We start from the raw sequence: 15,318 nt of genomic DNA on the forward strand, positions 1-15,318 counted from the left end.
AAACCAGGTTAAAAGAACAAGGGATTGATCTGATTACTTATCATCGGAAAAATATGCAGGCTATTCAACTATCTGCATCAAATGGATATCACTTAAAACAGCGTAATAAGATAGAAACGTTATTCAGTTTACTGAAAGGACAATACAATTTAGTGACGAGTAGAGCACGTAGTATGCATGGATTTCTTAGTGGTATTTATGCATCGTTATGTGCATATCAATTATGTCATCAGAATAAGCCAACAATTCAAATTATGGAATCGTTGGCTTAAACAGGATTCGGGTTATTTAATATCTAGATTATGTCTTTGCGTTAAAAAATGAAAAGCGTATGATTGGTGCGCTTTTCCACCATTATAAAATGATCATTGCAAAGGATTTATGCAAAAATTTCTCCAAGACTTCTCTGTCCCTGCTGTCTTTGCAGGTTTTATTACTTTCCTTGTCGGTATCAGTGTTTCCTCTGTATTGGTGATTCAATCTGCTCAACTTTTGGGGGCTTCTACAGCACAGATCACCTCCTGGTTCTGGGCATTGGGTTTGGGGATTGGTTTAAGCGGTTTAATCCTGTCTTGGAAGTTTAAATATCCTGTTGCGACCTCATGGTCAACCGCAGGACTAGCCTTAATTCTAGCCACAGCCAATGGTTATAGCCTTTATGAGGCGATTGGGGCATTTTTAGTTTGTGGATTGCTGACAGCGATTTTAGGTTTTTCCGGTATTTTTCAGAAAGTTTTAACCCATATTCCGCAAAGTTTAACCAGTGCCATGCTCGCAGGTGTGTTGCTGAAATTTGGTATTGCACTGTTTGCCAGCATGCAAAATGACTGGGAGTTTATCCTGTCATTATTGGCCGTCTATATTCTGTCAAAACGACTGTCTCCACGTTATAGCATTGTCATCACGGTGATTGCCGGTGTTGTACTGTGTCCTCTGTTTTTACAGTTTCATGTCTCAACCATTCAGTTCAGTCTGGCTCAACCAGTATGGATGGCGCCTGAATTTAGCTGGTCGGCCATTTTCGGTTTGGCTCTCCCATTGTTTGTCATTAACATGGCGTCCCAATATTTGCCCGGTCTTGCCATGATCAAAAGCTATGGTTATCAACCAAATGTGAACCAGCTGATCGGCTGGACCGGAGTAGCACAGACTATTTTCGCGCCTTTTGGATGTTTTTCTGCGAATATTGCCGCCATCAGTGCCGCCATCAGTCTGGATGATCAGGCCCATCCTGACAGCAAAAAACGTTATATTGCCGGTATGAGCTGCGGCTTCTTTTATATCCTAATGGGTTTGTTTGCCGCGACACTGACCAGTATTTTAATGTCTTTCCCTAGCGTATTTATGACTGCTTTGGCGGGTATTGCGCTGTTAGGCACTATTGGCCATAACGTCGCCATCGCCTTTCAGGATGTCAGTGAACGGGAAGCAGCTTTAATGACCTTCTTATTCAGTGCTTCAGGAATACAGTTTTTCGGGATTGGTTCCGCGTTCTGGGGGTTATTATTTGGCTTTGCGGTGTCTATCATATTAAAGTTTAGAAAACAGCCCTCATTCAAATAAGGTAGGTTTTTACGACTTATATCCCTAGATTGGGATATAAGTTTATTTTATCTCGTTATATTTCCCCGATAAATTCATTATTTAATAGCGTGATTATTCTTAAATGAAGTCATTTTATACAATCAATGCCCCACTGACTTAGAAAAGACATTCATCACAATCACACCACCCATAATCATCACGATCCCAATCACAGCAGGTAAATCCAGACTTTGCCTGAATATGAAAAAACCAATGCACGCCGTCAAAATAATACCTATACCACTCCAGATGGCATAGGCAATGCCTAAAGGAATGGTTTTAAGCACTTGTGATAATAAATAAAATGAAATCGCATAAAAGATAAAAACCAAAATGCTCGGAACTAATTTGGTGAAACCTTCAGATTTAACCAAGAAAGTTGAGCCGGTTACTTCGGAAATAATCGCCAAGGCAAGTAAAGCATAGGCCATAAAAACAGGATTCATATCAGCCTCTTCAAAATATATAACTTAAGGACTAAGTTATATATCTGAGTAAGAGATATATTCAATCTGCCGAAAGTAAAATGATGTCATGTACTTTTTAAAAAAATGAAGCACTATATTTTTGAATAAATTGAATGGTTTTTGCAAAGGTCTGCTGACTGGCTTTTTTACTCATCATAAATTGATATTCATGCACTAAAAATTCCTTAGAGTCTGGATAAAAAACCTCAGTTACCGGTATTTTTTGATCTATTAACGCTTTTACAAAAGGTAAAGACTGCGTCCGGGTTAAAAAATCTTTATTTCCACCACTAATCAATACCGGTGGATAATTAGGGGTTAAATACTGAATGGGTGAAATGCTTTTTAAAAATTCAGCATCATCTTTTTTATTGCCGGTATAGGATTGAACCAGATTAAATACCCCCCATTCGATTAATTTCAGCTCATTCGGTGCAGTATTAATAAAAGCATTCATATCATAAATACCGCAATGTAAAATCAGGCCTTTAATCTGGTCGCGTTGAATTAACGGCGTAATACCTGACTGCTGAGCAAAGTCCGGATTACTGATTAAAGCTGCATAATGACTGACCAAATTCGCACCTGCGGAATCACCCGCCAAATAGATTTGATTGGCATTTATATGATATTGCTGCGCATGCTCGCTTAGAAACTTTAATGCCTGATTAATTTGTAGCAGCTGATTTGGATAAATGGCGTGGGGGGCAAATTGATACTGTACTGAAACCACGTTATAGCCCTGATTGGCCAAGAGTTTAAAATAGCCACGTGCATGCTCTTTAGAACCTGAAACCCATCCACCTCCATGAACCCAGACTACGGTTGGACGCGGCTCAAATTGCATCACATTTTTGGGCTGGTAAATATCCAAAGTTAATGAGGGTTGCTGCATATACATTATGTTTTTCTGTACCAGAATTTCTTGGGGTGCATATCGATCAATCATCTTTTTTTGCACATTGGTGGAAGCATTAAAAACACTCGCAATGACCTTGGTACTACTTTGGGTATTCTGACACCCACTACTATTTAGAGCAGCAATTAAACACAGACTTAAACCGAAAAATTTTGAATACACAGGCTTCCCTTATTAAATTGATTTCGCCTGCAATTTAATGAAGACGCTAATATTTTTAGGCATTTTAATCCCTGTTTAAATATTTAGAAATACTTATGCAAATCTTGAGTTTCCCGCTCAGGTTTAAATGCAAAACAGAACACAGTTATATTGATGATATTTATATAATTTAATGAATTTTAAAACATTTTTCACAGACTAAATTGATCATTTATACACAATGTGCTATCTATAATTAATAGCTATATAATAAACGCCAAGGAACAAGTCTTATGTCTTATCAAAATATTTTAGTCCCAGTTGACGGTTCTGACATTTCATTATCTGCAGTTAAAAATGCGGCTCAGATTGCCCAAGCGTTTGGTGGCCAATTAACATTAATCAGTTTAGTCACTGAAGATCCGTTTGCTGAAGCAGACTTTTACTATCCATCTCCAATTATGAAAGAGTATTTCGTCCAGGCCTATGCCAATGCCGAAAAATCACTGAAACAGGCACAAGCCATTGCCAGCGAAAATGGTATTACTGCCAATACTCAAATCGTTAAAGGTAATGTCTCGGAAGAAGGCATTATTGACACTGCGGAAAAGTTGAAAATTGACCTGATTGTTATGGGCTCACATGGCCGCAAAGGGTTTCAAAAGTTCTTACTGGGCAGCTTTGCTCAAGATGTTTTAAAAGGCACAAAACTTCCTGTTCTCATTGTTAAAGAATAAATATTGATCAATACACCCTGCAGTTGATGTGGGGTTTATTTAACGCTTCCCATGAGCTTCTCATTTTTCATAATGACTTATTATCACAATTAAAACATCTTCCCAATTCATCTCTATTCATAAGGATAATTTCATGACTTATAAACATATTTTAGTTCCGGTAGATGAATCTCCTATTTCTTATGCAGCGGTTGAACAAGCATTATCTTTGGCCAAAGAACTGAATTGCCAAGTCACCATTACCAGTGTGATTGCTGTAGATCCCTTTGTGGGTGTGGACTTTTATAAAGTCGCGCCTGCAATTACAGACTACTTTATCCAAGCTGAAAAAAATGCGCAGTTGCGCTTAACTGAAATTAAGCAATCCTTCATTCGAGATGGCATTGATGTAGATACCAAAGTTATTCGGGGTGTCTCGCCTGCGGAAGGAATCATTCATGTGGCAGATGAAGTCGGTGCTGATTTAATTATTATGGGTTCGCATGGCCGCACAGGATTCAAAAAATTAGTGCTGGGAAGTGTGGCGCAAGCGGTACTGACCCAATCCCCTATTCCTGTACTGATTATAAAAGTTTAAATCTCAAAAAAGTCCCTTTAAAAGGGACTTTTTTTATAAACGAATTTTTAATTTATTAAAGAAATGGATTAACTCTTTTATCTGATTTATAATCAGTATTTCTCTTCGGATCTCCGGATAAACCAAGTGACATGTGCTGATGATTAATGTGAATATTTTTAATCATAGTCTTGTCTTATATATTTCCAACGTTATACATTTCCCAGTATATTTATGACTACAAGAAAATCAATCCACCTATAATCATTACTAAGCTTTTATTTAGATGTTTATCATCCAAACTTATTCTCATCAAAGACTCATTTTTAAATAGGTTTAATTCGTCAGATTAATAACGATATACAGGATTTATTTGGAAATGTGCTGATGCAAAGTCTGCAGATAAATTTCGGCTTCAATTTTACTGTCAAAAGTTTTTTGATAGGTTCCCATCGCCTGAATATTATTCGGCGTATATTCAATCACGACAACAAAATGTCCCTCACTGGTACTTTTTGAAACTCGAATAGCAATAATATGTTGGGAGTTTAAATAAAAACCATCTTCAATTTTAACTAACAAAACCAACCTCCAGTCCACTGAATAAAATGACAGGCTTGATTTAATAACAGTCTGCTAAATAATTAAAGCTCATCTTGAGATGAGCTTTAATATCCTCATTTTACGACATTAATGTGATTTAATCGACACTTTTAAACCGATCACGCAATAGTAAATATGTCTTATAATTTTATCTTTTAAGTGAGTTATTCTAAACAGCAGTTCATTTATTGTTCTGTTAAATTGCGCTGTAGCTGTAAAAATAAAAAAGCCTTTTCTCGGTTTTAATCAAGAAAAGGCTTTTTAGTCATTTAATCAATGCGAAGTTAAATACTTAACATGCTATTCAAGGTTTCTGAAACGTTTTTAGATTTCACTTGCGGTTTTAAATTTTCAAGCGCAGTTTTGACTTCTGTACGTTGTGGCTCTGCCAAGGTATACCAGCGCGAAAGCACTTGCAGTAAACGTGAACCGACAATCGGATTTTTCTCATCCAGATATTTAGCCAAATCAATATAATGCTGAACACCAAAGCTCCATGTATTGACTGGGTTGACATTTAAACCGCCACTGACTGCACGAATACGGTTTGGTGTACCCAAATCATAATCAGGGTGAGAGGTTAAATACTTGATGGTTTCTGCATTTGCTTTCGGATGCGCTGCCTGAACCATAAACCATTGATCCAAAGACAAGGCTTCATCCTCAAAGCGGCTATAGAAGTCTGCCAACGCTTCTTGAGCCTGTGGTGCATCATTCCAGACCAGTACTTTAAGCGCACCCAACCGTTCAGACATGTTGCCTGTATGATACTGCTCATAAGCCAGATCAAAGGCAGAAACATCACCCTGACGTGCAATCATACTGAGCATAATGTTTCTCAGTGCACGCACACCCATCGCTTGAGAGAACTCACTTTGCATATCCGGGTCTAACTCCAGGTAAGTCTCTTTGCAGAATGTACCAAGTTCACGTGCCAATCTATTCAGCAAGGCATTACGCTGTTCCTGGATTTTGGCAGGTTGATAGTCGCTATCAATACGGCTGCCCAAATAACCTTCGGTCGGCACATCAAACAAACGTGAAGCCAAGAGTGGATCTTTTTGAATGACCTCAGGCAAGGTATTTTTCATGGCCTGGATATAGATATCAGAGTCATGACCTTCCAGTAAAATACGTTCCAGCAGAGTTTGGGTGGCCTGCCACTGGTTGAAACCGTTGGTTTCATGTTGCATCAAGAAAGCCAACTCTTCATCTGAATAGTTAAAGTCCAGATTGACCGGTGCAGAGAAGTTCCGCAGCAATGAAACCACAGGTTTTGCAGTTAGGCCGGTAAATTCAATGGTTGCTTCACTCTGATCAAATAAATACACGCCATCTTTGACACCATTTTCAAATAGTGATTCAGATTGCAGCGTATATTGCTCACCTGTTTCTGCATCAAAAAGTGCCAAAGCAACAGGAATTGGCACCGCTTTCAGGTTTGGATATTTTGCATTGGCTTTTAAACTTTGCTTAAAGCTTAAACGATAGGTTTGTTTTGCAGAATCGTACTCGCCTTTGGCTTCCAGTTTAGGTGTGCCTGGTTGGTTGTACCAGATCAGGAATGCCGATAAATCAACACCTGAACCTGCGGTCAATGCTGAAACCCAATCTTCTACTGTCACCGCTTGACCATCGTGACGGCGGAAGTATTCGTCTGTGCCTTCACGGAATTTTTCTTTACCAAGCAAGGTTGCCATCATGCGGTTAATTTCCGCACCTTTTTCATATACGGTCGCGGTATAGAAGTTATTAATTTCCACAAAGTGATCTGGACGTGGCGGATGCGATAATGGGCCGGAATCTTCAGGGAACTGGTGTGCTTTCAAGACTGCAACATCATCGATACGCTGTACCGCAGCGGACTGTAAATCTTCCGAGAAAGACTGATCACGGAAAACGGTCAAGCCTTCTTTCAAGCAAAGCTGGAACCAGTCACGACAGGTAATCCGGTTACCGGTCCAGTTATGGAAGTATTCATGTGCAATTACAGACTGAACACGCATAATCGCGGCATCAGTGGTGAATTCTTCATCGGCAAGCACACATGAAGTATTGAAAATGTTTAAACCTTTATTTTCCATTGCACCCATATTGAATGCACTGGTTGCCACAATCATATAGTTGTCTAGGTCATATGGACGACCATAGTGTTCTTCATCCCATTGCATGGAATGTTTCAGCGCTTCCATGGCAATGTGACATTTTGGAATATCTTTTTCGACAGCATAAATTTCAAGTGCGACGTTACGGCCTTCCGAAGTCACATAAGAATCTTTGAGTACCGCCAAATCACCAATCACGCAGGCAAACAAATAGCTTGGTTTCTTGGTTGGGTCTTGCCAAATGGTATAGTGACGACCTTCACCTGCCTCACCGGCTTCCATTAAGTTACCATTGGCTAAAAGTACCGGGAATTTTTTATCCGCTTCTACGCGTGTGGTAAAGACAGACAGGACATCCGGACGGTCTGGATAGAACGTGATTTTGCGAAAACCTTCAGGCTCGTTTTGAGTCACGAATAAATCATCACCCGCCTGATATAAACCTTCAAGCTGGGTGTTGCTTTCAGGATGAATCACCACGGCAGTTTCTAGAATCACTTCATTGGGTGCATTGCGAATCACCAGCTGTTCTGCATCCAGCGTGTAATCAGCTTCGGTTAACAGCTTGCCGTTTAAAGTAATTGATTTTAATTCCAGGTCACGACCCAGCAGGACCAAATCCTCTGCGGTCTGGCGCTTCATCACCAATGTTGCGTTTACATCGGTACGATCTGTATGAACTTGAATATCTAAGTTGATTGAATCAACCAAAAAAGAGGGTTTTTCGTAGTCTTTTAAATAAACAGTTTGGTCTGCTTCAACCACTGGGTTTGCCGCGATATTCATATAATGTCCTAATCCTGTAATTTTTAAGCCAAGACTTTGTTTTTTGTGAGTGCTTCGATCATACGGCAACTTTCACAATCTGTCTGTGCGATTGATTTGAGTTATATATGGGCACTTTGCTCACAATTTTCAATTCATTGTCTGAGCATTGCTACAATTAATCGTTCAGTTGCTTAGTTCTCATACGTACAGTTAAAAATGATGCGCCATAACGCCAATATCTTTCAATAATGTAAATAGAAAATAACTGGATTTTGATATCTCTTTATATTATTTGAGCAAGCTTTATCTGGCTTATACCCTGACTTAACTCAAAGTGACAGACATTTTCAAGATGAATACATTTTGAGCACGCTTCTTGCTTGTATCTATTTGCACAAAGCGCACTATAAAATTAATTCAAAATTAGAAGAGGTGTCCCATGTATTTAAAAGACCATATTGTCCGTGTGGAAAATATCAAGACCATGCAAACTCTCGATGCTGCCGGAATCGATCATAAGGTGATTGCGATGTTTATGAGCTGCGAAGGTATTCCAATGCAATCGCCCGATATTTGCGCAATTTTGAATAATTACGATTCATTAGGCAGCAAAAAGATTCCATCTAAAAAGGTTCAGGCTTTAATCAATGCAAAGCAATTAGGTGAGGAGGATGACTCATTACCTTGCCCTGCTTCTTATTAATTTAAGGAATTTAAATCCCTCTCAATAGCTTCTCTTTTTGTGGAGATGGAAGATTTGCTTTTCCATCTCCATATTAATAAATCTCTTTCATAAATCAAAAAATGATCGTTGGTCTATTCATATTTAAATAGATATTGAAAGTCCCTTTTCTCTCTGGGATGAGAAGCAATGCTTCGCAAGGGAATGAGGGGGTTTTTATAAGAACCTTTCCCTGAGGAGCATGCTACGCAAGTCTCCTACAAGGAGAGGGAATTTCCTTTGTTGTGATTAAAAATGATTTATGAAAGAGATCTAATGAATACTTAGGCTATTTATCTAGAGCAAAGTCCGTATATATTTTCCTGCCCGCATTTATTGTGCATTCAGCACGATTCAATCACGTTACAATAAAAGAGATGTGTATAATCGTTTAAATGATTAACCAGACTTGTGATTGACTCTTTCCATGCTCCTTCAGATTCTGCAAAAACAGTTAGATGAAAGTACATCATGCCCTTTGTGTCAGGCATCCATGTTCTGGATTGAAGCAGAACAGTACGATCAAGCACTTAATTTTCATGAATGTAGTCACTGCCAGCATCGTGTCTTTCAAGACGGGCGCACCAACTGTCATTGTGACAAATGTTTAGTCAACCGAAAAAAAATGCTCACCGAAACGCGTCTTCAAGAGCAGCGTAAAATCAAATCGAAAAATAAAGATAATGTTGAATATCGACTCGACCAGATCAGTTTTCTGAATAAACTATTTTTACTGAGTATTCTGGACAATCAGGTTCAGGAACATACCACACATCATGAATATATTGATTGGGAAAGCATTAAATACCATTCCATTACCCCGAATTATTTATTCCAAAATTATCTGGTCAAGCAACTGGTTAAAGAACAAATCCTGATTGCCAAAGATTTTGCCGCCGAGGCCCATCACTACTATGTCAATGTGCGTTTGGATGGTTATTCTGAACCGAGCCTGTTTAGCATCACCCAGCAGCTTAGAAACTGGTTTTATGAAAATTTAACCATGGGCGTGCCCTTTAAAAATGCAGATGAAGTAAAGAATGTGCTTTATTTGGCGCTGTATCAGGAAATTATTCAGTTCGCGCAGTTTTATTGCCGCACTTGGGGTATTCAAATTGCAGGGAACAACAGTTTTCAAACCTTTTGTTATCGCCTAATGGATTCATTGGCTGTGGGGCAAATTTATTATCTGGTGCAAACTGCGCTGGAGTATTTGCATCAACAAAAAGCCCTGCAAGCACGTAATGAAAACTTTATTAACACCAACTTGTTAAAGAAAACCTTGCAGCAATATCGTGACCGTGCCGTGACCGAAAAATGGGAAACATCCACCCTGCCACGTCCTCACAACATACCTTTTAGCAAGATGAGCGAAATCCTGTTTTTCCGTTTTTTGGGCTATGATGAAAGTATTTTTTTCCAGCCAATTTGGCGGATCTGGAAAAAAATTGAACCTCGCTTAAGCTTCTATTCACAAAAACGCTGTATGTATTGTGGTTCCAATGAGCTTACGGTCGACTATGATGCTGAAAATTATGTGACACTCTGCTGTCGCACCTGTAAGCATCAAGACCACTATTTTACCCAATAAAGTTTTACCCAATAGAGTTTCGCTCAATAAAGTTTCACCCAATAGACGGTGATCAATATGTCTAGCCTCTCCAATTCTATGTATAACTTAAGGAATAATCCTATGGATCAAACTTCAACATTGGTCGAGCATATTGTTGAAGCATGGACTCAGCTGCAAACCGAGCAGCCTTTGGTGCAATGCATTACCAACAGCGTTGCAGCCAATTATACAGCCAATGTCTTGCTGGCGGCCGGTGCCTCTCCTGCCATGATTGATAATCCATTCGAAGCCGAAAGTTTTACCACTATTTCCGCTGCGCTCAGTATTAATCTGGGTACACCGACCCATGAGCAAATGCAGGCCATGCAAATTTCTGCACAAACGGCGCAGCGTACCAATACCCCTTGGGTGCTTGACCCGGTCGGTTATGGTCCCGTTTTAAAATGGCGTTCGGATATGGTGGATGAGTTACTGCAATATAATCCAACCGTCATTCGTGGCAATGCTTCAGAAATTAGTACCCTTGCAGGCAATCAGGTTCTCTCCAAAGGTGTGGATAGCACCTTAAATAGTGCCGATGTCTATACCCACGCCAAAGTCCTGTTAGAACATGCTGAATGTATTGCCATTTCAGGTGAATCTGATTTCATTTTAAGCAAAGAACTGGATGCCGTGATTCAAGTCAATGGTGGCTCTTATTTACAACCGAAAGTCACCGCGACAGGCTGCGCGCTCGGGGCTTTAATCGCGGCTTATTGTGCTGTAACCACACCAACCATTGCCACCATTGCTGCACACACACATTTTGCTATTGCAGGAAAACTGGCCTTTGAAAAAGTACAAACGATGGGTCAGTTTAATGTTGCATTTATGGATTACGTCCACAGTTTAAATCCAGATTTAATTCAGCAATATGCCGATATCAAAATCCTTAAAATCTAAATTCCTGAAATTTAAAAAAATTATCCATATTGATGATTGTGCATAGATCTTTATTTTAGTTTTAAACAGCAAGGTAAAACCATTTTTCAGCAGGAAAATACTCAATGGAACTTAGACATTTACGTTACTTTGTGGCTCTGGCTGAAGAACTCAATTTTACCCGTGCTGCGCAAAAACTCTGTACCGTTCAACCTTCCCTCAGTCAGCAAATTAAAGACTTAGAGGAAGAGGTCGGTGTACAACTGATTGACCGCAGTGCACGAAAAATTGCTCTGACTTTAGAGGGTCAAGGTTTTTTAAAATATGCCCTGGAATCGATTAAATACGCGGAACTTGCCGTCGCTCATGCACGTCAAATTGCCAACCAAGGTCAGCAACAGTTGTTTATTGGCGTATTGCACGTTGCGGAAATGACCATCATCCCGCAAGTGATTCAACAGGTTCGTGCTCAATTTCCGCAAGTCGATCTTAAAATTAGAAGTTTATCCTGTAGCGAACAGGTTCAGGCATTGAAAAATTCCGAACTGGATTTAATTTTTAGTCGCGTGTGTATTGATGATCCGGTTTATACCAGTACGATGCTGTTTGAAGAAAAATTATTATTGGTTGCCCATCAAAACTATATTGCCAATCGCAAGATTCAGGACTTAAGGCAAATTCAAAATGATGACTTTATTGTCTGCGACCAGTTTTTTTCTCCAGTTTTCTATCAGCGAATTGAAGAGTTCACTGAAAAAGAAAATTTAAAACTGAAATATAAATACCAAGTCACCAATGCCTTACAGCATATCAATCTCATTAATATGGGTTTGGGCTGGAGCTTTATTCCTGAATATGCACGGCAATTGCTCAACTCCAATGTACAGTCGATTGAACTGAAACAAGACTTGCCGACCTTGCCGCTCTATGCCAGTTATCGAACAGATGCTGAAAATCCGGTTTTGCAATTTACCGCAAAAATCATTCAGCAATCTGTTCAACAACAGGTTTCAAAATAACTTTTAAAACCTGAATACTTTTTAAAACCTGAATTATGCGATTTGATAATTCATTTTTTCTAGCACATGCGTTAATTTCTGCAAGGCGACTGCATCATCATACAATGCCTGCTGATGGCGCCATGCCACGTAACCATCCGGACGAACCAGCAACATACCTGCTTCAGCAATTTCACAGGTTTTTTGCCAGATGCCATACACATCTTTCACTTCTTGCCCGATGGTCACCACATTCAGATAAGGCAGGTCTAACTTTTCGGCAGCCTGTTTCCATGCAGTACCCGATAAACCTGTGACTAAGGTGAGTTTGCCATTCCCCACAATATCCAGCGTGGAAACCTTTTGACCATTCTTAGCATCCACTAACCAGCAATGTGGAATTTTCGCGCCAGGACGTGAGGTTGCTTGTAAATACAATTGCGGATCAGCCTGCCATTGTTCATCACATTCATCCTCTAAAACCACGGCAGCTGACTGATAACGCTGATTCAGCTCGACACCTTGTGCATTAAACTCAAAGTTTTTAATCTCTAAGGCATGATTCAACTGATTACGTAATTCAGCAGCCTCGGCAGTCGGTGCATTCAGTCGATCTAACAATTGTTGTGTGGTTGCTATACCTTGATCAAAACCAAATACATCTTTGAGATGTTTATAATCCATCCGAGACTGGTTGGCACGTGCAACAATTTGCTGGCCAACCGGCACACGCTCATCACTATAAGAGCTCAACAAATCCGCTTTCGCCCACTCTTTAATCACAAAAGCAAGCTTCCATGCCAAGTTAAACGCATCTTGAATACAGGTATTTGAACCCAAACCACTTGATGGCGGATGACGATGCACGGCATCTCCACCACAGAACACACGACCAACTGAATAATGCTTGGCAAACGCCTGATTTACATACCATGCCGATACATTTTGAACTTCAATATCGACATCATCCGTACCAATAAAGGTATGAATACGTTGAATGATCTGTTCTTCGGTATATTGCGGCTCACCTTGAGCAATATCGAAGCCCCAACCTGCAATCCAGTCATTCCATGGAGAAATGGCACGTAATAAGCCCATACCAATTTCGCCAAAGCCCGCGGCAGGATTGACAATCCAGTGCAAAATACTTGGGCGATGTAGCACATACTTGCTTAAGTCGGCTTTGAAACGCACATAGGTCGTCCCAGCACGCGCCATATGACCTTCAATCGGAAGACCAATTTTTTCAACGATTTTGGATCGTGCCCCATCCATACCGACAAGGTACTTGGCACGTACAGAATATTTGCGATTTTCCAAGCGATCCAGGAACCAGACTGTAACGCCATCATCATCTTGTTCATGATCTAGATATTCGGTGTTGTAAAATAGATTTGCACCACGCGCGACTGCATGTTTGACCAGCAGTGCTTCCATTTCTGGTTGCACCAGATCAAATAAAGGCGAAGGACTGCCCTTTACATAATCACCGTGCCGTAAATCGCCTGTTCCCCACGCCTGAATCCGGGCAATTTCTTCCCCAATCAGACTGGTGGTGATCATGCTTTCCCCCATGTCTTGCCATGGCGTGGCTCTACTTTTAGCTTCTTCTTCTAAATCAAATTCACGCAATACTTCGACTGCACGTTGATTGGTAATGTGCGCACGTGGAGAATTTGCCAAACCATTAAACTGGGTATAAAAACGTACAGCAATGCCATATGTGGCTAAGGCCAAAGCCGTCGTTGCACCTGCCGGACCTGTACCAATCACCACCACATCCGTATCGAAAGGCTGATTTGACATCACGTTTCCTTATTCAATTCACTTAAATGTGCACATCCAAATCATTGGATTTGCTTTTATTGAACTATAAGGAAAATGTCGAGATTATTTAAAAACTATCACAACTAACTATGGTCATATTGGTCTGAGCTATAGAAACTCTATATGGAATTTTTATCTTGAATATTAAGCAGAATTTTTTACACACTTTTTTATGGAAAATTAGAATTTAAAATATTCATTAGATCTCTTTCATAAATTAAAAAATGATCGTTCTATTTATATTTAAATGAATATTGAAAATCCCTTCTCCCTCTGGGATGAGAAGCAATGCTTCGCAAGGGAATGAGGGAATTTTTATAAGAACCTCTCCCTGAGGAGCATGCTACGCAAGTCTCCTACAAGGAGAGGGGAATTTCCTTTGTAGTGATTAAAAAATGATTTATGAAAGAACTCTATTGATTAAGTTAATGAATAATAAAATTTAATATACATGTCGATCTAGCCACAAATTAAAAATTGCTTCAGAAATGGTTTTTAAATCCAGTTTGCAGACACACATCAAGCCCATGCCAGCAAAATAATCCGGCACATGCTGGGTAAAGAAATTGATATGTGGGGTCGCTTTACTCCTTAAGCGCTGAATGTCTGCAGGCGTTGTTTGCGGCATTACACTTGGATGGACAAAAATATCTTCTCTGCGCTTTTGCACCTCACTTTTACGCTGCTGAATCATATCTAAAACCTGTAAATATTCCTCAGGTATCCGCCGTCCTTCACGCGGAAAGAAATTCTGCGATCGGGATGCAAAAAGTGTATAGATTTTGGGCTGTATGACTGTGGGTACAAACCATAATGGAATCGAGGGATATCGGATTCGATAATTGATTGCAACGCGAATGGCGGTATTAAGCGCTCTATTTCTTTTACGATACTCAGGCAAAATACCCGCCCGAGAACTCAGCACAAAAATTGGTTTGTCTTGCAAAGAGAGTTTCAATATCGGAATAACATTTTGTCCAATCAATTTATCGTGATGATAATAATGAACCACCTGGACAGAGACCGCATCTACATCATGAACAAGATCATAAATTTCATCTGGAGTAGAATTTGGAAAAATTTGCTGATCAAATGCCAGCATGGTTGCAAAAAAATGATGCTTTTGTTCAGATTCAAGTTTTGTAAAATCGACAATCCTTTCCCTAATACGCATTAGATTCATTCAACTCTTGTTTTTATATCTTTATTATTCATCATTTTATTCACATGCAACATCCCTAGAAATAGCGATTTTTAGGATTGATTAAGTTGCTTGTTCTTTTCATTTTAATACCATCAAATCAGAATTTAACTTACTCTTCCTGATTAAAAGATAAACCAGAATAATTAAAAACCCAACAGCACCTGCTATTGGGTTTTTTAAAGCGCTTGAAAAGG

General features: G+C 39.6%; 14 protein-coding genes. 8 read left to right on the forward strand and 6 right to left on the reverse strand.

Annotated elements, in window-relative coordinates; all coding sequences use genetic code 11:
* On the forward strand, positions 1-272 hold a 272-nt coding region (locus E0H81_RS12490), incomplete at its 5' end, for a transposase (protein WP_280526103.1).
* 109 nt (positions 273-381) lie between these two features.
* Positions 382-1,563, forward strand: coding sequence for a benzoate/H(+) symporter BenE family transporter (locus E0H81_RS12495; protein ID WP_131319325.1), 1,182 nt, complete (start codon positions 382-384; stop codon positions 1,561-1,563).
* A 122-nt stretch (positions 1,564-1,685) separates the two neighbouring features.
* Here the strand turns inward: E0H81_RS12495 and E0H81_RS12500 are convergent, their stop codons facing one another.
* The gene (locus tag E0H81_RS12500; protein ID WP_131319327.1) at positions 1,686-2,030 is read right to left on the reverse strand and encodes a DMT family transporter; all 345 of its coding nucleotides are present in this window, start codon (positions 2,028-2,030) and stop codon (positions 1,686-1,688) included.
* A 97-nt stretch (positions 2,031-2,127) separates the two neighbouring features.
* Entirely contained in the window at positions 2,128-3,132 is a 1,005-nt protein-coding gene (locus E0H81_RS12505) for an alpha/beta hydrolase (RefSeq protein ID WP_131319329.1), read from the reverse strand.
* Between the two features lie 272 nt (positions 3,133-3,404).
* Here E0H81_RS12505 and E0H81_RS12510 point away from each other — a divergent pair, with 272 nt between their 5' ends.
* On the forward strand, positions 3,405-3,848 hold the full coding sequence (locus E0H81_RS12510; RefSeq protein WP_131319331.1) for a universal stress protein: 444 nt from the start codon (positions 3,405-3,407) through the stop codon (positions 3,846-3,848).
* Between the two features lie 133 nt (positions 3,849-3,981).
* Complete coding sequence (locus tag E0H81_RS12515) at positions 3,982-4,425, forward strand: universal stress protein (RefSeq protein ID WP_131267265.1); 444 nt, start codon at positions 3,982-3,984, stop codon at positions 4,423-4,425.
* A 348-nt stretch (positions 4,426-4,773) separates the two neighbouring features.
* On the opposite strand, the gene E0H81_RS12520 is transcribed toward E0H81_RS12515, so the two are convergent.
* Together E0H81_RS12520 and pepN are read right to left on the reverse strand one after the other, a co-directional pair.
* Positions 4,774-4,986 carry a hypothetical protein gene (locus E0H81_RS12520; protein ID WP_131319333.1) on the reverse strand — a complete coding sequence of 71 codons (213 nt, stop codon included), beginning with the start codon at positions 4,984-4,986 and terminating at the stop codon, positions 4,774-4,776.
* Positions 4,987-5,291: 305 nt separating this feature from the next.
* Positions 5,292-7,898: an aminopeptidase N gene (gene pepN / locus E0H81_RS12525; RefSeq protein ID WP_131319335.1), complete on the reverse strand. Its 2,607-nt coding sequence runs from the start codon at positions 7,896-7,898 to the stop codon at positions 5,292-5,294.
* A 421-nt stretch (positions 7,899-8,319) separates the two neighbouring features.
* Between pepN and E0H81_RS12530 the strand changes: the two genes are divergently transcribed.
* From E0H81_RS12530 to E0H81_RS12545, 4 genes are all read left to right on the forward strand, one after another.
* Complete coding sequence (locus E0H81_RS12530) at positions 8,320-8,583, forward strand: hypothetical protein (RefSeq protein WP_131267268.1); 264 nt, start codon at positions 8,320-8,322, stop codon at positions 8,581-8,583.
* A 445-nt stretch (positions 8,584-9,028) separates the two neighbouring features.
* Positions 9,029-10,192: a hypothetical protein gene (locus E0H81_RS12535; protein WP_131319337.1), complete on the forward strand. Its 1,164-nt coding sequence runs from the start codon at positions 9,029-9,031 to the stop codon at positions 10,190-10,192.
* Between the two features lie 102 nt (positions 10,193-10,294).
* Positions 10,295-11,116 (forward strand): hydroxyethylthiazole kinase, encoded by an 822-nt coding sequence (gene thiM / locus E0H81_RS12540; protein WP_131319339.1) that lies wholly within the window; start codon positions 10,295-10,297, stop codon positions 11,114-11,116.
* Positions 11,117-11,220: 104 nt separating this feature from the next.
* Positions 11,221-12,114 (forward strand): LysR substrate-binding domain-containing protein, encoded by an 894-nt coding sequence (locus E0H81_RS12545; RefSeq protein ID WP_131319341.1) that lies wholly within the window; start codon positions 11,221-11,223, stop codon positions 12,112-12,114.
* Positions 12,115-12,147: 33 nt separating this feature from the next.
* On the opposite strand, the gene E0H81_RS12550 is transcribed toward E0H81_RS12545, so the two are convergent.
* Both E0H81_RS12550 and E0H81_RS12555 read right to left on the reverse strand, forming a co-directional pair.
* A complete protein-coding gene (locus tag E0H81_RS12550) occupies positions 12,148-13,899 on the reverse strand; it encodes an FAD-dependent monooxygenase (RefSeq protein WP_131319343.1) in 1,752 nt (583 codons plus the stop codon).
* 463 nt (positions 13,900-14,362) lie between these two features.
* The gene (locus tag E0H81_RS12555; protein ID WP_244926540.1) at positions 14,363-15,103 is read right to left on the reverse strand and encodes a hypothetical protein; all 741 of its coding nucleotides are present in this window, start codon (positions 15,101-15,103) and stop codon (positions 14,363-14,365) included.
* Positions 15,104-15,318: the final 215 nt, after the last annotated feature.

It is taken from the genome of Acinetobacter terrestris, from assembly GCF_004331155.1.
Classification (GTDB): domain Bacteria; phylum Pseudomonadota; class Gammaproteobacteria; order Pseudomonadales; family Moraxellaceae; genus Acinetobacter; species Acinetobacter terrestris.